At 51.2% G+C, this 20,985-nt stretch carries 22 protein-coding genes and 1 pseudogene; 10 read left to right on the top strand and 13 right to left on the bottom strand.

Annotated elements, in window-relative coordinates:
- Positions 1-5 precede the first annotated feature (5 nt).
- The 11 genes and pseudogenes from DTHIO_RS05625 to DTHIO_RS05580 all read right to left on the bottom strand — a co-directional run bounded on the left by DTHIO_RS05625 (position 6) and on the right by DTHIO_RS05580 (position 9,394).
- A complete protein-coding gene (locus DTHIO_RS05625) occupies positions 6-2,090 on the bottom strand; it encodes a transglutaminase TgpA family protein (RefSeq protein WP_008869382.1) in 2,085 nt (694 codons plus the stop codon).
- Between the two features lies 1 nt (position 2,091).
- Complete coding sequence (locus DTHIO_RS05620) at positions 2,092-3,033, bottom strand: DUF58 domain-containing protein (protein ID WP_008869381.1); 942 nt, start codon at positions 3,031-3,033, stop codon at positions 2,092-2,094.
- Complete coding sequence (locus tag DTHIO_RS05615) at positions 3,017-3,925, bottom strand: AAA family ATPase (RefSeq protein WP_008869380.1); 909 nt, start codon at positions 3,923-3,925, stop codon at positions 3,017-3,019. The genes DTHIO_RS05620 and DTHIO_RS05615 overlap by 17 nt, the downstream gene beginning before the upstream one ends.
- Positions 3,926-4,149: 224 nt before the next feature.
- Positions 4,150-4,905 carry an ATP-binding protein gene (locus tag DTHIO_RS22310; protein ID WP_244156317.1) on the bottom strand — a complete coding sequence of 252 codons (756 nt, stop codon included), beginning with the start codon at positions 4,903-4,905 and terminating at the stop codon, positions 4,150-4,152.
- Positions 4,906-5,052: 147 nt separating this feature from the next.
- Positions 5,053-5,388: pseudogene (locus tag DTHIO_RS22920) on the bottom strand (AAA family ATPase); the annotation flags it as partial.
- Positions 5,389-6,089: 701 nt separating this feature from the next.
- A complete protein-coding gene (locus tag DTHIO_RS05600; protein ID WP_008869378.1) occupies positions 6,090-6,320 on the bottom strand; it encodes a type II toxin-antitoxin system Phd/YefM family antitoxin in 231 nt (76 codons plus the stop codon).
- Between the two features lie 136 nt (positions 6,321-6,456).
- Complete coding sequence (locus DTHIO_RS05595) at positions 6,457-7,389, bottom strand: transposase (RefSeq protein ID WP_008869377.1); 933 nt, start codon at positions 7,387-7,389, stop codon at positions 6,457-6,459.
- Between the two features lie 357 nt (positions 7,390-7,746).
- Positions 7,747-7,944 (bottom strand): glycosyltransferase, encoded by a 198-nt coding sequence (locus DTHIO_RS22645; RefSeq protein ID WP_050775137.1) that lies wholly within the window; start codon positions 7,942-7,944, stop codon positions 7,747-7,749.
- Between the two features lie 5 nt (positions 7,945-7,949).
- Positions 7,950-8,147 carry a glycosyltransferase gene (locus tag DTHIO_RS22640; RefSeq protein WP_279614616.1) on the bottom strand — a complete coding sequence of 66 codons (198 nt, stop codon included), beginning with the start codon at positions 8,145-8,147 and terminating at the stop codon, positions 7,950-7,952.
- 45 nt (positions 8,148-8,192) lie between these two features.
- Positions 8,193-8,417 (bottom strand): hypothetical protein, encoded by a 225-nt coding sequence (locus tag DTHIO_RS05585; RefSeq protein WP_144311456.1) that lies wholly within the window; start codon positions 8,415-8,417, stop codon positions 8,193-8,195.
- Between the two features lie 632 nt (positions 8,418-9,049).
- Complete coding sequence (locus DTHIO_RS05580) at positions 9,050-9,394, bottom strand: type II secretion system protein (RefSeq protein ID WP_083803944.1); 345 nt, start codon at positions 9,392-9,394, stop codon at positions 9,050-9,052.
- 27 nt (positions 9,395-9,421) lie between these two features.
- Here DTHIO_RS05580 and DTHIO_RS05575 point away from each other — a divergent pair, with 27 nt between their 5' ends.
- Complete coding sequence (locus DTHIO_RS05575) at positions 9,422-10,558, top strand: IS630 family transposase (protein ID WP_008869376.1); 1,137 nt, start codon at positions 9,422-9,424, stop codon at positions 10,556-10,558.
- 243 nt (positions 10,559-10,801) lie between these two features.
- On the opposite strand, the gene DTHIO_RS05570 is transcribed toward DTHIO_RS05575, so the two are convergent.
- The gene (locus DTHIO_RS05570) at positions 10,802-11,962 is read right to left on the bottom strand and encodes an ATP-binding protein (protein WP_008869374.1); all 1,161 of its coding nucleotides are present in this window, start codon (positions 11,960-11,962) and stop codon (positions 10,802-10,804) included.
- A gap of 419 nt (positions 11,963-12,381) precedes the next feature.
- Here DTHIO_RS05570 and tnpA point away from each other — a divergent pair, with 419 nt between their 5' ends.
- From tnpA to DTHIO_RS22635, 5 genes are all read left to right on the top strand, one after another.
- On the top strand, positions 12,382-12,723 hold the full coding sequence (gene tnpA / locus DTHIO_RS05565; protein WP_008868404.1) for an IS66 family insertion sequence element accessory protein TnpA: 342 nt from the start codon (positions 12,382-12,384) through the stop codon (positions 12,721-12,723).
- On the top strand, positions 12,720-13,070 hold the full coding sequence (tnpB, locus tag DTHIO_RS05560; RefSeq protein ID WP_008868369.1) for an IS66 family insertion sequence element accessory protein TnpB: 351 nt from the start codon (positions 12,720-12,722) through the stop codon (positions 13,068-13,070). Before tnpA ends, tnpB (DTHIO_RS05560) begins: the two co-directional genes overlap by 4 nt.
- A 59-nt stretch (positions 13,071-13,129) precedes the next feature.
- Positions 13,130-14,686: an IS66 family transposase gene (gene tnpC / locus DTHIO_RS05555; RefSeq protein ID WP_008868370.1), complete on the top strand. Its 1,557-nt coding sequence runs from the start codon at positions 13,130-13,132 to the stop codon at positions 14,684-14,686.
- Between the two features lie 601 nt (positions 14,687-15,287).
- On the top strand, positions 15,288-15,506 hold the full coding sequence (locus DTHIO_RS22915) for a type II toxin-antitoxin system PemK/MazF family toxin (RefSeq protein WP_050775135.1): 219 nt from the start codon (positions 15,288-15,290) through the stop codon (positions 15,504-15,506).
- Positions 15,507-16,161: 655 nt separating this feature from the next.
- Complete coding sequence (locus DTHIO_RS22635; RefSeq protein ID WP_144311472.1) at positions 16,162-16,398, top strand: type II toxin-antitoxin system PemK/MazF family toxin; 237 nt, start codon at positions 16,162-16,164, stop codon at positions 16,396-16,398.
- A 668-nt stretch (positions 16,399-17,066) separates the two neighbouring features.
- Here the strand turns inward: DTHIO_RS22635 and DTHIO_RS21375 are convergent.
- A complete protein-coding gene (locus DTHIO_RS21375; RefSeq protein ID WP_040417586.1) occupies positions 17,067-17,249 on the bottom strand; it encodes a hypothetical protein in 183 nt (60 codons plus the stop codon).
- A gap of 460 nt (positions 17,250-17,709) precedes the next feature.
- Between DTHIO_RS21375 and DTHIO_RS05540 the strand changes: the two genes are divergently transcribed.
- From DTHIO_RS05540 to tnpC (DTHIO_RS05525), 4 genes are read left to right on the top strand one after another with little or no spacing between them, the layout of a single operon-like run.
- The gene (locus DTHIO_RS05540; protein ID WP_008869372.1) at positions 17,710-18,111 is read left to right on the top strand and encodes a hypothetical protein; all 402 of its coding nucleotides are present in this window, start codon (positions 17,710-17,712) and stop codon (positions 18,109-18,111) included.
- Positions 18,108-18,470 (top strand): IS66 family insertion sequence element accessory protein TnpB, encoded by a 363-nt coding sequence (gene tnpB, locus DTHIO_RS05535; RefSeq protein WP_008869371.1) that lies wholly within the window; start codon positions 18,108-18,110, stop codon positions 18,468-18,470. Before DTHIO_RS05540 ends, tnpB (DTHIO_RS05535) begins: the two co-directional genes overlap by 4 nt.
- A gap of 45 nt (positions 18,471-18,515) precedes the next feature.
- Positions 18,516-19,394, top strand: coding sequence for a Druantia anti-phage system protein DruA (locus DTHIO_RS05530; protein ID WP_008869370.1), 879 nt, complete (start codon positions 18,516-18,518; stop codon positions 19,392-19,394).
- Positions 19,391-20,983 (top strand): IS66 family transposase, encoded by a 1,593-nt coding sequence (gene tnpC / locus DTHIO_RS05525; protein ID WP_008869369.1) that lies wholly within the window; start codon positions 19,391-19,393, stop codon positions 20,981-20,983. Before DTHIO_RS05530 ends, tnpC (DTHIO_RS05525) begins: the two co-directional genes overlap by 4 nt.
- The last annotated feature ends 2 nt before the right edge of the window (positions 20,984-20,985 follow it).

Here is a 20,985-nt window from a genome sequence, read left to right as displayed (position 1 = left end):
TGATTTCAAGGGGTTATGGATTTAGTTCCATAGCCCTTTTTTTGTTTGTAAGCACATGGTAAGCGCCCGGCCAGCAGGGTCTTGAGCCGGCGGTCTTTTTCCAGGTCTGGGGAAGGCCCGTATCTCTGAGCATGATAAAGGCTTTTTAACTCTGCGGCCATGTCCGGGCGGTTTTCTTCCCACCACCGCCATACCTGCTGTTCGCTGCCCGGTCTTTGCAGATGGTGACGTCCAGGGGTCTTGCGGGCGAGCCTTTTCCAGGCCTTTTGCCTGAGACGCTTTGCCTGGTCTCCGGCTGGATAATATATGCGCAGGAGCAGCAGGGCCAGTCCGGCAATCGCGGCTGCAGCGGCCAGGAGAAGCTTACCATTGTCCGGCCTGCTCCAGGACCGGGGCAGGTCCGGCAAGCTGAGTCCAGACCAGGTATCCTGGATGCCGGAGCTGACAGACCTCCACATGCGCACCTGCCGGGCCAGGGTCAGGTCGATTATGGCATTGGTCCACTGCCATCTCAGCCAGTCCAGCGTTGCAGGCCCCGGGCTCATGACCTGTTGCGGGCCGTCCTCTTCCCGGGCCGCAGCTGCATCATCCCCTGGTTCCTCCATGCCGGTGTGCTCAAGCATCCTGGTGGGGTCCAGAAGCACCCATCCACGCCCCTGGAACCAGGCCTCCACCCAGGCATGGGCCATGCTGTCCCGCACCACCCAGTATTCCCCCACCGGGTTGAATTCTCCGCCCCAGAATCCCACCACCACTCTGGCCGGAATATCATTTATGCGCATGAGAACTGCGGCAGCAGAGGCATAAAGCTCGCAGTATCCGGTCCTGGTGCGCAGCAGAAAATCCTTGAGGCTCTGTCCCTGTTCAAATTCTTCCGGGGCGCTCAGACTGTACTCGAATCCCTGGGTTCCAAAATAAAACATGATTTCCTGGGCGGTTTCCCAGACGTCCTGATCCCGGTCCTGAAACATTTTTCCCAGGCTTACTACTTCCTGGTCCAGGTCCTCGGGCACGGCCAGGGCGCTCTTGGACTCCCGGGTGGTGAGGGGGCCTGAGTCGCCTGCCCTGGACAGGACCCGGTACCTTATGGCCGTCTCAACGGGTTCATCTTTTTTTATTGTACCGTCCCGGTTGTAGTTGACCGGCGAGACATCCAGAACCCTCTGGGGAAAATAAAGCCCGAAAAGGTGCTCAGTTGTGCCGGGATTTAAAGTGATGGACTGCCTGATGAGGCCGTGATCCAGAGACGAGGCCGTTACCGGGTTGGTCTGGAAGTCGTGGGGAGTACCCCGGGTCCATTTCTCCCCGTCGGTTTCCCACAGAACAGCCCCGCGCCAGTAAAGGCGGCTGGGGTCTACAGGGTCCTCGATGACGGCTCGAAAGGCGATGCGGTTGGAAGCAACGATCTCACTTACGCTTCCCGGGCTCATCTCTTGGCTGAATCCTGTAAGGTGGGTCTGCATTCCTTCTCCCAGGTTCAGGGCGGGGCTTATGTTTCTGGGGAAGGCGAAAAAAACCACAAGACCCAGGATAATGGTCAAAACCGTCAGAAAAAGGGCGAAAACAACCAGTCCGGAGGCAAAGCCCCAGCCAGGGGAGTCACGGTAGGCCCTGTCCGGGGTATGGTCCAGGACATGCTGCCACAGGATCAACACCAGGCCCAGGAAGAAAAAAAGCAGGATAAGCCCTCCGAAACCCAGGTCGAATCTGACCAGGGAGGCTGCTGCCAGGCCCAGGACCCCCAGCCCGCAGAACTGAAATGCGTCGCGCTGGGTTCTAAGTTCCATGAGCTTGATGCCCAGCATGACCACCAGGGCCTGGGCCAGGACATACTGCCATCCCTGGGGCCAGTGGGCGGCAACAGCCAAGCATACCAAAAGAAGGACGGTGATGAGCCTGAAGCGGTAGGAAAAGACCTCTTTTCTTCCCCGGTAATAGGCGGCAAAGGCCAGGACGCAGGATACAGTCCAGAAAAGGGCCACCCAGGGGGCCAGTATGGTATTCAGGGAAAGCACAACGTAGGAGCCGGCGCTGATGCCAAGCAGGGGAGAGAGAAGTCTGAGCCTGAATCCTGTATGCTCTGAGGACATTTCAGCCTGCCTCCTGCCCCGGCAAAGGCTCCATCAGGGCCAGGGCCTGCAGGGCGTAAAAGGGGTCGGCCCCGGGGTGTCCGGAAATTTGCCGGCCTGGCAGCCTGAGCTCCCAGGGGCTGTACTCCTGCAGGGCACGGTCCAGGATGCTTCTGAAAAGGGCCAGTCTTTTTTCCGTGTCCAGGTGGGCATAGGCCGGGTCCTCCCAGTCCATGACCAGTGATGCTGCGTGCTCTGACGAAAAGCTGTGAGCCGGCCAGCGGGAGATATCCATGCCCATGGCCGGCATGCTCCAGTCCAGACGCCGCCAGACAATGGCCGCCCTGGACTCGCCCGGGCGGTACCTTCTTATGCCCTGCCACTCCGCGCTGCCCTGAGTGCGGAAAGTATGGCTGCGGGGCTGCTCCCGGGCCATGAGGCTCCGGGCTGAAGCGCCCAGGGGTCCCGGGGCCACAACAGGGCCTTTTCCCGGATCAAACAGGCCGCCGCGCAGGACGAAACCAAAGGGAAAGGAGGAGGCCAGCCTCACCGGAGGCAGCGGCGGCTGTCCCCGGAAAGGGGGAGTCCAGGAGATGAAGATATCTTTGTGCCGGCCGGGTCCGATCACCGGCAGCAGGGCGCGCTGGTCTTCCAGTCCCGCCTGCAGGACCAGGGCGGGAAAACGCTTTGTGTTCTGGATCCGCAGCATTATGGTGCCCGGCTCGTTTGAGGTGAGGATGTCCCTGCCCACGGCCTGTACCCGCAGGCCGGAAACATTGTACAGGGCGATGAGTCCCGACAGAAACAGCAGGCTCAAGAGCAAAGAGGTAATGAGAAAGAGGACGTTGTTGTTGCTGTTTACAGCGGCCATGCCCACCAGGAGGCAGAGAAGCACATACATCCAGCCTGAAAAGCTGAGCCTGGACCTGATCCTTTTTTTTCTGCGGTTATCCCCATGTTTCATGGATTATCTTTCTTACCAGCAGGTCCCTGTCCTTGCCCGGGTCCAGGCTCAGCCTGTGGATCATGACGCTGTAGGCGGTATTGAACAGGTCCTGCGGGATGATGTAGTCTCTTTGTTCCAGCATGGCCCAGGCCTGGGCCGAGGACTTCAGGGCCAGCATGCCCCTGGGGGAAAGACCTGTTTTCACTTCCGCATGGTCCCGGGTGGCATGGGTCAGCTCCAAAATCATCCGGGCGATTTCATCGCTTAAGAAAACGTCTTTGCAGGACTGCCTCAGGGACAAAAGCTCCTCCTGGCTGACCACGGCCTCAAAGTCCGGGACTGTTGCCCCCTTGGTGAGCATGTCCTTTTCCGAGCCGGGACCGGGGTAGCCCAGGGTGATGCTCATCATGAACCGGTCCATCTGGCTGTTGGGAAGAGGGTTTACGCCGTGTTCCTCCAGGGGATTCTGGGTGGCTATGACCAGAAAGGCCTCCGGCAGGGGATAGGTGCGGCCGTCTGCTGAGACCTGTTTTTCAGCCATGGCTTCCAGCAGGGCCGACTGGGTGCGGGGGGAGGAGCGGTTGATCTCGTCGGCCAGGACAATGGAGTGAAATATGGGACCCGGGTGGAAGCAAAATTCGTTTGTCCGGGGGTCAAACATGGATACACCCAGGACGTCTCCGGGGAGCATGTCGCTGGTCATCTGGATGCGGGCGAAATCTAAGCCAAGGGTCCTGGCCATGCTCAGAGCCAGGGTGGTTTTGCCCACCCCAGGTATATCCTGGATGAGCAGATGCCCGCCGGCAAGAAATGAGGCCAGGGCCAGCCGGATTTCAAAGGGTTTGTCCAGAAGACCCTGGTTTATGGTATCAAGAATGCTCTGGATGATATCTGTATGCTGCCTGCTCATATTGCTCCGGTAGGTTGTTCATTACAAAAATCACCAACCAGACTATCTGTAGAAAACAAAAACATCAATAAAAACTAAGCCGGAGTTCAGATATCCAGTATGGATTCCACCGTAGCGGTGATTCAGGGAAGAAAAAGTTGCTTGGAGGATTTTTGTTTGGAATGGCCGGTATTGGCTGAGAAAAAAGCTGCATCCGTTTTTTTCGTCAGCCTGACGTGCCATTATTACGGTTTTAAGGCGGTGATAGGGATCACCGCTACACCGTCGTCGCGAAAATATCCATAACCAGTACCAGTGATTACCGCCAGTAAGGATGGCGAGCCGCACTTTTCGGTATCCACGCGCTCAGCAAACTTCAATAAAGAGGTGGCTCCCTGCTCTGCCATTCCTGGCCCGAGTTTTATTTCAAAAGCACCCCAGCGACCATCAGCGCAATGAATCACGGCATCCACTTCCAGTCCCGTATTGTCACGGTATTGCAATACCTGGGCATCCATGGCCTGGGCGTAAACCCGCAGATCACGTACAACCAGCGATTCAAACAGAAAGCCCAGCAAGTTCATATCCTTCAGCAATCCTTCCGGGGATGTCCGCAATGCCGCCACCGCCAGGGAAGGATCCACGAATTGGCGTCTGGGCATGCTTCTCAGCCGTGACCGTGAACGTAAATGCGGCGTCCAGGCCGGCTGATCCTCCATGATCATCAGACGTTCCAGACTGGCCAGATACTCAAGCACAGTCTGTACAGTAATGCCGCCGATATCCTCGGCCATGCCGGTTGCGGACGCATAGGTTCCGATATTGCGGGCCAGGGAGCGCAGCAGTCGGCCGACTTTATCCGGATCACGGCGAACCCCGTCCACATGGCTGATGTCTACCCGTCTGATTTCCTCCAGGTAGTCCCGGTTGGCCCGCAGGGCTTGCCTTGAGGTCAGACGCAGATGTCCCGGCCAACCACCCACGGCTAGCAATTCAACCAAATCCTGAATTGTCAATCCGGAGTCGCGGCAGGCAGATCGATTACCATTCAACAAGTCCGCCAGTGACAGGGCTCCTGTGCTTTGTCCAAGCTCAAACAGCGTCATGGGACGGAGTCGCAGCCGCGTCAAGCGCCCGGCCCCGGTATGTCGGGTGATATCATCTACAGGTACGGCGGAACCGGTCAGGATGAACTGGCCAGGCTGGCCACGCTCGTCAACCGCACGCCGGATATGATTCCAGATGGCTGGTTCAATCTGCCATTCATCAATAAGACGCGGGGTATCGCCCGCCAACACCAGGCGAGGGTCAATGGCTACAGCCTGACGGGCATTTTCATCGACATCAAGCAATACTTCACTGGCGGCCAGGTTACGGCCAGTAGCCGTTTTTCCGCAGGCTTTCGGCCCTTCAATGACCACGGCGCCAGTGGATGACAGACGCTGCCGCAATTCGCAGTCCACCACTCTTGAGTGATAGCGCATACCAGCCTCATAAAGTCAGAAACATTAAGATCAACGATTGCAATTATCTTGGATAAGTACTTGCAATGTATTTATATTAATAAATGCAACATAACTATTATGATAAATGCAATTGCGTTGTCAAGAGCAATCCGCTGATCAGGCATGGGCTGCTCACCTGAACCCTCTTCCCTTGGTCCCTGGTTAACGAAGAACGAGGAATATTTCCCTTCCGGCAAGCCTGCTCACAGGTAGGCAACACAATCATCCCCACAGTTCCCGTTTTTTTCAAGTCTTTGACCTGAAGGGTAGGTCATACGCAGTCCTTTTTATTTCCTGATTCGGAGATAGTACCCTGGGCCATTTATTGTGCAGATGTAAATAAGTTACAGCACTGCCCCGCCTGTCAATGATTTTTTCACCCCGTTTTTTAGTGACCCCCATGTGCGTTGGCTGCGCTGACAAAAATCGAGTTATTTTGATCAGCAGTGACCTCCCTGGCCTGCACTGAAAGTCTAGCAGTCTGTTGAAAATCTCCCAATTGCTGCGTCGCTAAAAAAAGTTCAAACTCTTACGTATGGATTAATACGCTGCGACCTTGAACTTTTTTTGCTCCTTGCACTTGGAATTTTTGAACAGACTGCCTGATATGGACTTTTTTAAAACATTGCTAAGGTCATCAGTAAACCATCACAACAGGGCGTGGGTGTCCAGCAAGAGCTTCACGTCCTCTCCCAGGCGGCAATTTCTTCTTCTGGCAAAGGTTCAAAAAAGGATTCCGTAACCTTGCCAGGCAGCCGTCCGGGCTTGCGCTGAGCCACCCCACCTGAAGGAAGAGGAGTCAAAAGGGCATAGGGTTTTCCAGACTTGGCCAGGATGATTTCCTGTCCTGCGTGAGCCATTTCCAACAGGTTCGAAAAATTGGTTTTTGCTTCATGAACATTGACCATCATGGCATGTACTCCTGTGGACTAACATTGTAAACCAACTTTTTATACTCATGATATCTTCACACTTTGCGTCAAGCGCGAAATGTAAACATCATCTTTACAAATTGCGTCAAGCGCGAAGTGTAAAGATGTTTGTCTGTTAATCACAATGAGAATTGAGAATATTGTATACTGACATGCGTGAAATCCCCAACCGCCCGGCTATCTCGGTCTTCTTAAATCCCCTGGCCAATAATTGTTCCACTATATACTTCTTGGCCTTCCTGCTTTCCATGGACCAGGAACGGCTGAAGTCGGTATTTTCAATGGCCTGATCAAGCCGGGTCAGATCCAGCATAGATGCATTGCATCCAAGGTACTTTTCTGTATTTTCGGTTTTTTTGCCCAGCTTTTTAAACAACCTTGGAAAAATTTGAGACAGGCGGATACAGAATTTTTCAATAGCCCCCTCATGCTCAAGAGCGTTTTCCGGCTCATGCCCGTGGGCCTGCTCAAGCATTCGGCAGTAATTCTTTCGGGCTTCGGGTTCCTGGTCATGAACCAGGCGCAATACAACCCCGGGGTCAACAAAGGATTCCACATCGGATTCATTACAATACAATGATGCCGAGGACCATCTGTATGCATCCGTCTTATCCACTATACCGGCGCGGACAGGATTCAGGTGGATGTATAGTGAAGCTGTGAGCAGATAAGTATTGTCCAGGCATACTGACTGACGGTAAGGTCCACCGAAAAGATGACCCTTTCGCTGGTACTTTGTATTGAATTTGGCTGCATACCTTGAAAATATGGAGCGCATTGCTTCAGGCAGATTATTTTCCCGGGGTTCCAGCAAAATATGTATGTGATTAGACATAAGACTCAAGGCATAATAGCGCAGATCAAACTTTTCCACGCTTTCCTTTAGCAGCATCAGCATGGTCAGATAATCAGTATCATCAATAAACAGCGGCTCTTTGCCTGCTGCACGCTGGGTGACATGGGAGATAACCCCGGGCTCAGTGATCTTGTACCTGGCCCTGAAAATCCGCTGTTCATTTCCGCAGAACCTTTTGTCGCTGTACTTCACATCAAAATAACTGCCACATCTTTACACATCGCGTCAAGCGCGAGGTGTGAAGATGATGGGTCATATTTTGCCAGGCAGGGTGCCCCTATACTGCTTTGTGGCCTTTTCTACAGTGAAATCCTCGGTTCGGGTCTTGAGTATTTCGGGGGCGACGCGGAAAGTGCTGTTTTAGCCGCGGAGAAGAAGAACATCTTCACATATCGCGCATATCGCGTCAAGCGCGAGGTGTAAAGATGAGGGCTATATTTTGCCAAGCAATGTTTCCATATACTGCTTTTCGGCATTTTCAACGGTGAAATCTTCGGCCCGGGCCTTGTGATGGTTTCGGAGGGCACATGGAAAGTGCCGTTAAGGTTGCTAAGCATGGTCTGGGCCAGGGTTGTGGGGTCTTCCACAGGCACGAATGTGACCGTATTTGCCATCTTCCTGGATTTCCGCCAAGCCGCCAGGGCAGTCCGTGGCCACGATCTGGGTGCCGCAGTCCAGGGCCTCGATGAGTACAGTGGGCAGCCCTTCATGCCGGGAAGGCAGGGCCAGCAGCGTTGCCTCGCGCATCCAGGTTAGGGGGTGTCCTGGAACCCGGGAAAATGCACCCGCCCGGCCAGCCCCAGCTCCCGGGTCATGGATTTCAGCCTCGGCCTGAGCGGACCGTAGCCCAGCAGGACTAAGTGCGCTGCGGTCTTGCCCGCGATCTGCCGGAAGGCTTCCAGGAGCACATCCAGGCCCTTGACCGGGGCCAACCGCCAGACTACTACGATCCACGGCGGGGCAATCTTACAAAAATCTGGACAATGGAGTTTATGTCATTGGCTGCAGAAAAAAACGACGATCATCTTTACACATCGCGTCAAGCGCCAAATGTAAACATCATCTTTACATATTGCGACAAACGCGATGTGTGAAGATGATTCACCTGTTTTATCTTGTCTTTTCTTTTTCAGCGCCTCTTGGAACAAATCCTCATATTCCCGGACCATCTGCTCAGGGGTAAACATCCGCTCCAGTTTGGCCCGGTTGTATTCGCCCATTTCTCTTCACAGTTGCGGGCTTTCGGCCAAGTGGTTGATCTTATCGGCAAAGGCATCCACATCGCCCAATGGGCAGAGATAGTCTTATTGAACATGATTGATGAATTCCTTTACACTTCGCGTCAAGCGCGAAATGTAAACATCATCTTTACATATCGCGTCAAGCGCGGAGTGTAGGCTAACGAAGAACGAAAAACGAGGACGAAGAACCTCACACTCACCCTCACACCCTCACCTGCTCTCACATCCGTACTGCATACTTCACATCCGCACCCTTTCCTTTTTTAACAACCAGACCAGCATGCATCAGCTTGTTCAGCCTTTTCAAAGCTGTATTCTGGTGGATGTCCAAACCGGTGGTAATCTGACTGCTGGCCTGCTCCCCGTTATTTCGCAGGAAATCATATACAGCCTTGAGTTCAGGGGGTTCTTGGTTCGGCGGCTCTGCCGCCGTTCTTGGTTCCTGGTTCTTGGTTTTAACGAAGAACGAAGAACGAGGAACAAGGAACTGTTTTTGTTTTTAACGCAGAACGAAGAACCAAGAACCGTTCGTCGTTCACACCAGTTTCCCCGGTTGCTCTCCAAGGGCCCATTTCCAGGCCGGGAGCACATGTATGAGCCCTGCATCGGTATCAACTGCCTTCATGGATATCAATGGCGGTTTCTGCCAGACAAACCCGCAGGTCGTGAAGGACAGAGGTTTGCCTGGCTATGTCGCGGTATTCCCCTAACCTTGGAAGAGAAATGGCTGCAAGAATACCAAGGATGGCTATCACACTGAGGATTTCAATAAGGGTAAAGCCGTAACTGTTATTTTTATGGTTTGGTCCGGGACTGTCGGAAAAAAAGTCAGCATCTGAGAAGTGGTAACGGGAGTGTGCAAGGCGGGCCTCCCTGGCGGTCTGGGAAGAGACCGGGCCTGGCCTAGTACTAAGTTTCAATAAAAGCTTTACATGTAATTTATTTTTGGCTACCATATCTTCAAACAATTGAAGGAGGTAGTCATGAGTAAGAAGACCAAACTCCCAAAACTCGTTTTAACGCCTGAGCAACGCATAAAGCTTGAGACTATAAGCAATGCGCGAGCAGCTTCATTGCGAGATGTTCAACGGGCCAAAGTCCTTTTGCTTTATGCAGACGGAAAACCAATCACGCATATTCAAAAGCAGGCAGGCCTGAGCAGACCGTCTATTTATAAGTGCATAGAGAAAGCCTTGGCAGCAGGCCCGGAAGCTGGTCTCAAGGATTATTATCACAGGCCATTTGATCCTGTTATAGATGATGCAGCAAAAGCCTGGGTTGTTAATCTGGCCTGTACTAAACCCAAAGATTACGGCTTTGCTGCTGAGCTTTGGACCTATCAGGAGCTTGCCAGATACACACGTGAGCATGCTCCCAAGGAAGGACACCATTGCCTGGCAAACGCTGCAAAAGCCACCATTTGGCGTATTCTCAATGAACACGATATAAAACCGCATAAAATCAAGTACTATCTTGAAAAGAGAGATCCTGATTTCGAGCAAAAAATGAATGATGTCCTGGTTGTTTACCAAGAAGTTAACATGCAAAATGATCAAGGCGATATTGCTGTGCCTTCTAAAACAATAACAGTTTCAGTGGACGAAAAACCGGGCGTGCAAGCCTTGGAAACCATTGCGCCGGATCTATCGCCTGCACCTGGACGACATCAGTGCACTGGCCGGGATTATGAATATAAGAGGCATGGCACAGTCTCTATCCTTGCTGGCCTTGATCTGCATACTGGAGAAATTATTGCTCAAGTTCATGATCGACATCGCAGCAGAGAATTTATTGAGCTTTTGAAGGAAATAGACTCCAGGTATCCGAAAGAGAACACTATCCGTCTTGTTTTGGATAATCATTCGTCCCATATTTCAAAGGAAACCATGAAATACCTTGCTTCCCTGCCCAACAGATTTGAGTATGTCCATACTCCAAAGCACGGCTCTTGGTTAAACCTGATTGAGTCTGCATTTTCAAAGATGGCCCGTACTTTTTTGCGACACATTCGGGTTTCATCCAAGGAGGAACTCAAGGAGCGAATCCTTAAGGGCATAGCAGAGATGAACTCTGCTCCGGTAATCTTCCGTTGGAAAAAATTTGATCTTGAATGTTCTTAAGCGTAAACTTTTTAATGAAACGAACTACTAGTTTGTTCTTGATCCGAAGCCATCACTGACATACCCCTGCTGCAATTATGAAATCAAGCCAAAAGGATTATCATGCTCATTCATTACTGCAATAAAATAAATCAACAGGCACAGGCAAGGTTTTTTATTGGGCTGGAACATGCCAAAACAGCACGGTTTTACCATGGTGATAAGGTTTTTATGAGAGAAGAATTTTTCTTAACTCCATGCTCTTCATAGATATCCCATCAGTGTTTCTGATAACCTGGATATCGGCACTGCCTTGATATTCTCTGCTAATGGAAAAATATGCTCACCTGCATGAATCACGAAAAGATGTTTTAACTTTAGATCATGCATTGCAATGCGCATAGACCTGGTCAGCCTGGGAGACGAGGTTCTTTTTATTTCAAATCCTGTCCTGGTTGATCCTCTGACATGGAGAAAATCCAGTTTAGCCCCTGAATGGGTCGCCCAGTGGAAACATTCGGATTCATCCGCCCTTAAGAGTCTGATGATCTGTTCAATGACAAAACCTTCCCAGGTTGCGCCGGATTTGGGATGCCCCAGCACATCGTGCTTTGCAGGCAGATTGAGCAGGGCGTGCGTCAGTCCGCTGTCGCAGATGAATACTTTTGGTGACTTGACCTGGCGTTTAGAGATATTTTCATGCCATGGCTGGACCTGTCTGACCACAAGGGCATCCGTAAGCCGGTCAAGATATTGTCTGACGGTTGTATCCGCAACCCCGAATGACCTGGCAAACTCAGAGGCGTTCCATATCTGGCCATGATAATGGGCCAGCATGTTCCAGAATCTGCGCAGCGTGGTTGAACTGACATTGATTCCAAGCTGAGGCAGATCTCTTTCCAGGAACGTGGAAACGAAAGCCTTCCTCCATTCAAAGCTTTTTGCGTCGTCTTGAGCTAAAAAGGACAGGGGAAAACCTCCCCTCAACCAGAGCTGTTCAGACTGGCCTGATGGTATTTCATCCAGTCCAAGTCCGCTCAGCCGGTGGTATCTGATCCTGCCGGCCAAAGATTCTGAAGATTGCCGCAGCATTTGGGGTGATGCGCTGCCCAGGATCAGGAATCTAAGGTCATCCAGTTTTTTGTCGATCAAGACTCGCAGGGCGGGGAATATTTCCGGCATTCTCTGGATCTCATCTAGGATCACCAGACCGCGTAGTTCCTTAAGGGTCAGCATGGGATCAAAAAGCCTGGCCATATCTTCACTGTTTTCCAGGTCAAAGTGATGCACCGGACCGGACCATTTCCGGGTGAGCATTGCAGCCAGAGTGGTCTTGCCCACCTGCCTGGCCCCAATTATCCCCACAGCCGGATAAGTGGCCAACGCCTCAAGTAACAGGTTGATTTCATTATTTCTTGCGATCATGAACGAACAAATAACTTGAAAATTCTGTTACGTCAACTGAATTTTCAAGGTTGATCAGCACGTGTAATCATCTGGCGGGTATAAATGCAGGCATCAATAAAAATTGATTTAACCATGAAGGACATGAAGAGCATCCCAGTAAAATGCGCAAGCACCTCGAAGAGGATTTAACTGGGACGGCAAAAAACTCTTTATCTTTGCCCTGATGCTTGAAGATTGAAGCCAGAAGAATTTAACCGTAGATCTCGCAGATCTACGCAGATGGGAGTCTCTTAACGCAAGAAAAAAACCAGCTGAATTATTGTTCAAACCCACTCACTGTGTCGAGGAACCAATAAAATGTAAGCGTCCATTTAACCCCATCTTTTTTTCTCCGCCTGATGTGCTAATGGTCTCCCAAATACCAAGGAGGGACCGTTATGCAAACCAAGTCACAGAAGTACACGCCTGAGGAGCGGGCCGGGTTCTGGTCCGCGCATATCAACAAGTGGAGGCAGGGCAGCCTGACCAAGGCCGAATACTGCCGCAGGGCAGAACTGTCCAAGCATGCCTTCTATTACTGGTGCAAAAAGCTTGGGCACACCAATTCCAGGAAAACCCAGGAGGAAAATGCCATCGTGCCGGTGCCCCTGAAGGTTGTCCAGGAGAAAACCCATACGCCTCTGCGCCTGATGGTCAATAGTTACCAAGTGGATATCCCGGGTGATTTCCAGCAGGAAGTACTGGCCAAGCTTGTCCGTACTCTGGAGGAGATCACGTGATCGCGGTAAGTCAGGCCAAGGTGTATCTGGTCACCGGACATACCGACATGCGCAAGGCCATAGACGGGTTGTCCATCATGGTCCAGGCTCAGCTGGAGCATGACCCCTTTTCCGGTCATCTGTTTGTCTTCTGCAACAGGCAGCGAACCATCATCAAGATCCTGTACTGGGACACAAACGGTTTTTGCCTGTGGCAAAAGCGCCTGGAGAAGCAAAGCTTCAAGTGGCCTGCATCAAAGCAGGAAGTTATGGAGCTTGATGCGAGGCAGCTTGTTTGGCTTTTAGACGGTCTGGACCCTGTGCAGGTCAGGGGGCACAAAGAGTTAAAATTTTCCACATTATTTTAGATTTTTTTGCAAAAAAAGCTTGCAATTCCAAATGTTTGTGTGTATATGAATACTCAGTTATGGACATCAACAACTTGCCAGATGATAAAGATGCGCTCAAAGATATCGTTGCTGACTACCACCAGCAACTTATCTACCTGCAGGAGAAACTGAACTTCCTGCAAAAAGCCATCTATGGGTCCAAATCCGATAAAAAACCCAAATGCGGCTCTAAAGAGACCTGGCCCATGATGCCTGGCCTTGTTGAGATGGAAACCGAGGTGGAAACGCCCCAGGAAAAAACCATCACCATACCTGAACATTCCCGTAAGAAACGTGGCCGCAAGCCCATCCCCAAGGATCTTCCCAGAAAGGATATAATCCATGACCTCTCTGGGGAGGAAAAGATATGCCCCTGCGGAGTCGAGCTAAGCCCGATAGGTCAGGAAGTAAGCGAAAAACTGGATTATATCCCTGCCAGGCTGATTGTTAATCGCTACATCCGTCTCAAATACGCCTGCAAAAACTGCGAGGGAGCCGAAGATGATCAGGGTGCAGTCAAAATAGCTCCCATGCCGGAACAGCTGATCCCCCAGGGCATAGTGACTCCAGGTCTTATGGCTCATATCATCACAGCCAAGTTTGTGGACGGCCTACCCTTTTATCGCCAGTGCAAGCAGCTTTTAAGGCTGGGCATTGATATCTCCCGTTCCACCATGGTCTCCTGGGCCATGCATGCGGCCAGGGTCTGCGAGCCTTTCCTGGATCTGTTCAAAAAGGAGATCATGCTCGGATTCCAGGTGGGCATAGACGAGACCCCGGTACAGGTACTTGATGAACCGGGCCGGTCCAACACTTCCAAGTCATATATGTGGGTTTTCCTTGGCGGCCATCCTGAAAATCCCACTGTCCTTTATGATTATCATCCCACGCGAAGCGGTCTGGCCCTGGATTTCCTCCAGGACTATCAAGGTTATATTCAAAGTGACGGCTATGCAGTCTACAACGACCTGGGCGACAAGCCGGGCATATTCCATGTAGGATGCCTGGCCCATGTCCGGCGCAAGTTTATGGATGTGGTCAAACTCTCCAAGAAACAAAAGCACAAGGGCGGAACCGCCCAGGAAATCCTGAACCTTATCGCCAAGCTATATATCCTGGAACAGTCCTTTGAAACCAGAAAGCTAAAGCCCGACCGGATACAGGAAGAACGTCAGGAAAAAAGTATACCCATACTAAACCAGATAAAAACTCTGCTGGACGAAAGAAGTAAAACCACCCCGGACAAAAGCAAACTGGGCACGGCCATAAATTATGCCCTGAACCAGTGGGACAGAGTGGTGCGCTATACACTGGATGGCCGGCTGCGGCCTGACAATAATCTGGTGGAAAACGCCATCAGACCCTTCGCCCTGGGACGCAAGAACTGGCTTTTTGCCGGACATCCCAATGGAGCCAAGGCAGGCGCTATGTACTTCTCCCTGGTGGAGACAGCCAAAAAGAACGGCCTGGAGCCTTACGCATACTTACGCCACCTGTTTGAAAACTTGCCCCTGGCCAAGACCGAGCAGGATCTGAAGGCCCTTATGCCTCAGTACATAGATCCGGAAGTCCTGCCTTCCCCCACTGCCTGCTGATCCCAACCATCATACCCCTGGCCTGCTGCATATCCAGTGGGCCAGGGAATACTACCAACGATACCCGCCCATGGATAGGTGTACCCGTTTGGACGCTTACAATAAAATTTGATCAGGCACTGTCCATCGCTCTTGGCCTGGACAAATATCCAGCATAAACTTGATTATCAGAAGTTCTCACGCTCCTGAGCAGACGGCCGGATGCGCTGTGTTGTTTGGTAAATTATCCATATAGATGTATTCCCGGCCTTCCGAGTGGGGCAGGGTAACCATTCAGGGGGACCTCGGTGGTGGCTGATGGCACAAGGCCAGGGGACTGTCCCCGCTAAGTGATGATTATGATGCTTCACAAAATTTTGCGTCTGTACTTTTCAGTTGTGCAGTAAAAGTGTCGCGGGGACTGTCCCCCTGGCCGTTCTGAATGGTTACGGGCAGGATCATGGCGTTGGTGTCGTTGGCCGCAAAAAGAGACGACGAGGATCTTTACACATCGCGTCAAGCGCGAAATGTAAACATCATCTTTACATATCGCGTCAAGCGCGGAGTGTAAAGATGTCTCTATATTAGGCACTCCTGGACTCCCGTTTTTCCACCGCATTCTGTGCTCCTGTTTGTTACTGCGTACCTTGGGCTTTCCACACAAGTACCTGCAGGAATAGACAATGGACTAAAATATGACTGTAGCATCCATTGTGATGAGCTGGTCAGTATTCCCAAAAGCATGCTCAGCGATTTTATCGGGACGCTGAGACCTGCGCAGATGAATAAACTTGATCAGGCACTGTCCATCGCTCTTGGCCTGGACAAATTTCCAGCATAAACCTGATTATCAGAAGTCCTTACGCTCCTTAGCATACGGCCTGCTGCGCTGGGTTGTTCTGTAAAATATCCATATAGATAAATCCCGGCCTTCCGAGTGGGGCAGGGTAACCATTCAGGGGGACCTCGGTGGTGGCTGATGGCCGTTATCTGCCCCCTGAATGGTTACGGGCAGGGTCATGGCGTTGGTGTCATTGGCCGCAAAAAGAGACGATGATGATCTTCACACTTTGCGTCAAGCGCGAAATGTAAACATCATCTTTACATATCGCGTCAAGCGCGGAGTGTGAAGATGTCTCTTTATTACCATGGTGGACAAGGCGGCATGGGGCGCTGGATATTTTTATTAAGAACTGGGAAAGATGAAATCTCCAGCCTCAAGGACAAAGGCGTTCGTGGGAGGATGAAGCTTGTCTGCATGGTCAGAAAACTGGGAGGCCAAAACCCAATCTAAGCCTTAAGCGCGATATTTATGGGTATGGCTGCTGTCAGATTCTATAAGGAGCATGTTCATGACGTTGGTGTCATTGGCCGCAAAAAGAGACGACGAGGATCTTTACACATTGCGTCAAGCGCGAAATGTAAACATCATCTTTACACATCGCGTCAAGCGCGGAGTGTGAAGATGTCTCTTTATTAGGCACTCCTGAACTCCCATTTTTTCCACAGCAATCTACGCTCCTGTTTATTCAGCGTACCATGGGCTTTCCACACAAGTACCTGCAGGAATAGACAATGGACTAAAACATGACCGCAGCATCCATTGTGATGAGCTGGTCAGTATTCCCAAACGCATGCTCAGCGATTTTATCGGGACGCTGAGCCCTGCGCAGATTAATAAACTTGATCAGGCACTGTTAATCGCTCTTGGCCTGGACAAATATCCAGCATAAACCTGATTATCAGCAGTCCTTACGCTCCTGAGCATACGGCCGGCTGCGCTGGGTTGTTCGGTAAAATATCCATATAGATACTGGCCGGCCTTCCGAGTGGGGCGTGGTCATGGCGTTGGTGTCATTGGCCGCAAAAAGAGACAACGATGATTTTCACACATCGCGTCAAGCGCGAAATGTAAACATCATCTTTACATATCGCGTCAAGCGCGGAGTGTGAAGATGTCTCTTTATTACTGTGGGTGGACAAGGCGGCATGGGGCGCTGGATATTTTTATTAAGAACTGGGAAAGATGGAATCTCCAGCCTCAAGGACAAAGGCGCTCGTGGGAGGATTGCTTGTCTGCATGGTCAGAAAACTGGGAGGCCAAAACCCAATCTAAGCCTTAAGCGCGATATTTATGGGTATGGCTGCTGTCAGATTCAATAAGGAGCATGTTCATGACGTTGGTGTCGTTGACCGCAAAAAGAGACGACGAGGATCTTTACACATCGCGTCAAGCGCGAAATGTAAACATCATCTTTACATATCGCGTCAAGCGCGGAGTGTGAAGATGTCTCTTTATTAGGCACTCCTGGACTCCCGTTTTTCCACCGCAATCTGGGCTCCTGTTTATTCTGCGTACCATGGGCTTTCCACACAAGTACCTGCATGAATAGACAATGGACTAAAACATGGCTGCAGCATCCATTGTGATGAGCTGGTCAGCATTCCCAAAAGCATGCTCGGCGATTTTATCGGGACGCTGAGCCCTGCGCAGATGAATAAACTTGATCAGGCCCATTGCTCTTGGCCTGGACAAATTTCCAGCATAAACCTGATTATCAGAAGTCCTTACGCTCCTGAGCATACGGCCTGCTGCGCTGGGTTGTTTGGTAAATTATCCATATAGATAATTTCCGGCCTTCCGAGTGGGGCAGGGTCATGGCGTTGGTGTCATTGGCCGCAAAAAGAGACGACGATCATCTTCACACATCGCGTCAAACGCGAAATGTAAACATCATCTTCACATATCGCGTCAAGCGCGGAGTGTGAAGATACGTCTATACCACCAGGGAGGGCAGTACCAGCATGGGGGGAATATAGTCCGCCGGATTATTGTGGAGAACAAAGGGAAAATATAAATTTCCAGCCCCAGGGACAAAAGTACCTGGGTGACGATTGCCCAGCCTGCAAGGTCATAGAATTATAGTGGCCAAAGCATTGTTAAAGCGCAATTAGCAGGTTTTTTGTGTCTTTCCGGCAAGCCTGCGTGAAAAATTTGAGGGCCTGGGGTACTATCGGTGACCAAACCATAAGGAGGACAACCGATGCTACAGCAATCAGCCCCAGCCACCCGGCCAGGCCTTGAAGAAGTCAAGAGACAGTTCGAGCACTGGCGGGAAACCAGACACACACGATCTCCGATTCCCAACCACCTATGGGCCAGTGCAGTCAGCCTTGCTCAGGATTATTCCATCTGCAAAATAGCAAAGGTCTTGCACCTCAATCACAGCCACCTCAAAAAGCGGGTCCTGGCCGTGCAGGCTCAAGAGTCCCTACAGCCAGGTCCTTCCTTTGTTGAATTTGAACTCACGTCATCTTTGCCTTGCACCGAATATCACCTGGAGACCGAAGCTCGAGATGGATCAAAGCTCAAAATGCAGCTTAAAGGTCCAGACCTGCCTAATCCCCTTGAGATCCTCTCGGCTTTCTGGAGCAAAGGGACATGATTCAGCTCACTCCCCAGATGCGCATCCTTGTAGCTGTGGAGCCTGTTGATTTCAGAAAAGGGATCGACGGGCTGACAAAAATCTGCCGGCAGAGGATCAAATCAGATCCCTTTTCAGGCTGTGTCTTTGTCTTTTGCAACAAAAAGAAAACAGCCATCAAGATAATCACCTACGATGGTCAAGGCTTCTGGCTGTGCCAGAAGCGATTATCCCAAGGCACGTTTCAGTGGTGGCCTGATAAAAGCCAGAGCGGCATTTGTCCTCTGGCAGTCCATGAGCTGCAGCTTTTGATCTGGAACGGCAATCCTCAAAATGCGCAGGTTGCACCACAATGGAGAAAAATTCTCACGGAATTTTAACTTAGGGGCTTGCGTTCCTATCCGTTTTCCTCTATATTCCCTCCCATGCAAACGATACTGAGATACAGGGGCAGGGACATCACAGAAGAAGATGTCCGGTTCATCAGACAGCTCATTTTCGAGCATCCTGGAGACAGCCGGTGGGCCTTGTCCAAAAAGCTCTGCACAGCATGGAACTGGGTCCAGCAAAACGGCCAACTCAAGGACATGGTCTGCAGGGGGCTCATGCTGGCCCTGCACAGACAGGGGCACATAATTCTTCCGCCGGCACAAAAAGTAACTGCCACTGGGTACAATCGCAAAGAACCAGTCTCGGTTCAGGTGGATCAAACCCCACTTACATCTTCACTCAAGGACATCACCCCTCTTGAGTTTCGACAGGTGCGCAAGACACCTTTTGAGAGCCTGTTTTCCAGCCTCCTCAAGGAGCATCATTATCTGGGCTACACCCAGCCTGTGGGCGAGCACCTCAAGTACCTGGTCTTTGCAAACAAGCAGCCCATAGCCTGTCTTTCCTGGTCTTCAGCTCCAAGGCATATCGGCGTCCGGGACAATTTCATCGGCTGGACCCAAAAAGACAGGGAAAAGAATCTCTTTCTTATTGCCTACAACAGCAGGTTCCTCATCCTGCCCTGGATCCAGGTCTCCTGCTTGGCCTCCCATATCCTGGCCCAAATGACCAAGATTTTGCAAAGGGACTGGGAGAGCATCTACAAGCATCCGATATATTACCTGGAAACCTTTGTTGATCAAGAGCGCTTCAAAGGAACCTGTTATTTTGCAGCCAACTGGCTCTATCTCGGGCAGACTACAGGCCGGGGCAAAAACGACCACACAGGCAAAGCAAACCGTTCACTCAAGGCTGTCCTGGGCTATCCCCTGACCCGAGACTTTCGGAAGCGATTGCGGGGGCTCAACCGGTGAAAAAGAAAGTCCAATCCATCGATCTGGACCAAGAGCAGATCGACGCCCTTTTACAGCGCGCATCAAAAAACGAGCTGGAAGAGACAGATCTGGATATCATCAAAGCCTTGGTCCAAGCCATCCAGCTTTTGCATCAGGCTGTGGACGATAAAGCTGCCTCCATCAAGCGTCTCCTGCGCACGATCTTTGGCGCTTCTTCAGAGACAAAAAAGAAACTGTTCCAGGAGGATGACCAGCAAAACAAGGACCAGAAGGGTAGTCAAGATCCTTTGCAAAAGCCTCCTGATGAAAAACCACCCAAGGGACACGGCCGAAACGGAAAAGACGACTATACCGGGGCTGCAAAATGCATATACCCTCACCAAACCCTGAAGCCGGGCGATATCTGCCCCTTGTGCGGTCAAGGAAAAGTCTATCCCATAAAACCGAAGTTCCGCATTCGGATTACAGCCACAGCTCCACTTACAGCCAAGATCCATGAGCTTAAGAGCCTTCGCTGTAACTGCTGTCTCGAGGTGTTCACCGCAGATCCTCCAGAAGACATTGGAGAAAAAAAATACGACGAACCTGCCCGGAGCATGATCGCCATCTTGAAGTACGGGAGCGGGTTTCCTTTTCATCGCTTGGAAAAGCTCCAGGAATCTCTGGGCATACCCCTGCCGGCCGCAACACAATGGGATCTGGTCGAACAAACTGGAACACAGCTTCTTCCTGTGTATGATGAACTCATCCGCCAAGCGGCTCAAGGTGAGGTCGTGCATAACGACGACACCAACATGAAAATCCAGCAGCTTATCAAGGAGAACAAGGAAGCCGGGCCGAAAAGAAAAGGCATGTTCACCACCGGGATTGTCTCTGTACTTCAGGGACGCCATATTGCTCTCTTTGCCACCGGCAGACAGCATGCGGGGGAGAATCTGGAGGAGATTCTCAAAAAAAGAGACCACAACCTGCCCCCGCCAATACACATGTGTGATGCCCTGGCCCGAAACATTCCCAAGGGCTTACAGATCATTTTAGCCAATTGCCTGACCCATGGCAGACGCAACTTTGTCGATATCCTGGACAATTTCCCTGATGAGTGCCGGTATGTCATTGAACAGCTGGCTATTGTCTATAAAAATGATGACATGGCCAAAAAGCAGGAGATGTCTGCTCAAGAACGGCTTGTATGGCATCAACAGGAAAGCGCACCGGTTATGAGCGAACTCAAGTCCTGGGCCTGGGCCCAGCTGGAGGAGAAAAAAGTAGAGCCCAATTCAGGATTGGGCAAAGCCCTGGCTTACATGCAAAAACACTGGGATCCTCTGACTCTTTTTTTGAGAGAACCAGGTGCTCCCCTGGACAACAATATCTGCGAACGTGCCCTGAAAAAAGCCATCCAGCACCGGAAGAATTCTTTATTTTACCGCACCCTGCGCGGGGCCAGGATCGGCGATCTGTTCATGAGCTTCATTCATACCTGTCAGCTTAACAAAGTGAACTCCTTTGACTACCTGACCCAGCTTCAGAAAAACATAGAAGAGGCCCTCGCGGCTCCACAAAAATGGATGCCCTGGAACTATCGAGAAAACCTCCCCAACGAATAATC

This window comes from Desulfonatronospira thiodismutans ASO3-1, assembly GCF_000174435.1.
In the GTDB taxonomy this organism is placed as follows: domain Bacteria; phylum Desulfobacterota; class Desulfovibrionia; order Desulfovibrionales; family Desulfonatronovibrionaceae; genus Desulfonatronospira; species Desulfonatronospira thiodismutans.
Note: the sequence above shows the minus strand (reverse complement) of the source record. Positions and strands in the feature narration are given on the sequence as shown.

What these genes read in the sequence shown, in the direction of transcription:
- DTHIO_RS05625 (WP_008869382.1), bottom strand. Translation starts at nt 2,090, where the DNA reads ATGTCCTCAGAGCATACAGGATTCAGGCTCAGACTTCTCTCTCCCCTG.
- DTHIO_RS05620 (WP_008869381.1), bottom strand. Translation starts at nt 3,033, where the DNA reads ATGAAACATGGGGATAACCGCAGAAAAAAAAGGATCAGGTCCAGGCTC.
- DTHIO_RS05615 (WP_008869380.1), bottom strand. Translation starts at nt 3,925, where the DNA reads ATGAGCAGGCAGCATACAGATATCATCCAGAGCATTCTTGATACCATA.
- DTHIO_RS05600 (WP_008869378.1), bottom strand. Translation starts at nt 6,320, where the DNA reads ATGATGGTCAATGTTCATGAAGCAAAAACCAATTTTTCGAACCTGTTG.
- DTHIO_RS22645 (WP_050775137.1), bottom strand. Translation starts at nt 7,944, where the DNA reads ATGCGCGAGGCAACGCTGCTGGCCCTGCCTTCCCGGCATGAAGGGCTG.
- DTHIO_RS05585 (WP_144311456.1), bottom strand. Translation starts at nt 8,417, where the DNA reads ATGGGCGAATACAACCGGGCCAAACTGGAGCGGATGTTTACCCCTGAG.
- DTHIO_RS05580 (WP_083803944.1), bottom strand. Translation starts at nt 9,394, where the DNA reads ATGGTAGCCAAAAATAAATTACATGTAAAGCTTTTATTGAAACTTAGT.
- DTHIO_RS05575 (WP_008869376.1), top strand. Translation starts at nt 9,422, where the DNA reads ATGAGTAAGAAGACCAAACTCCCAAAACTCGTTTTAACGCCTGAGCAA.
- DTHIO_RS05570 (WP_008869374.1), bottom strand. Translation starts at nt 11,962, where the DNA reads ATGATCGCAAGAAATAATGAAATCAACCTGTTACTTGAGGCGTTGGCC.
- tnpA (WP_008868404.1), top strand. Translation starts at nt 12,382, where the DNA reads ATGCAAACCAAGTCACAGAAGTACACGCCTGAGGAGCGGGCCGGGTTC.
- tnpC (WP_008868370.1), top strand. Translation starts at nt 13,130, where the DNA reads ATGGACATCAACAACTTGCCAGATGATAAAGATGCGCTCAAAGATATC.
- DTHIO_RS21375 (WP_040417586.1), bottom strand. Translation starts at nt 17,249, where the DNA reads ATGCTCAGGAGCGTAAGGACTTCTGATAATCAGGTTTATGCTGGAAAT.
- DTHIO_RS05540 (WP_008869372.1), top strand. Translation starts at nt 17,710, where the DNA reads ATGCTACAGCAATCAGCCCCAGCCACCCGGCCAGGCCTTGAAGAAGTC.
- tnpB (WP_008869371.1), top strand. Translation starts at nt 18,108, where the DNA reads ATGATTCAGCTCACTCCCCAGATGCGCATCCTTGTAGCTGTGGAGCCT.
- DTHIO_RS05530 (WP_008869370.1), top strand. Translation starts at nt 18,516, where the DNA reads ATGCAAACGATACTGAGATACAGGGGCAGGGACATCACAGAAGAAGAT.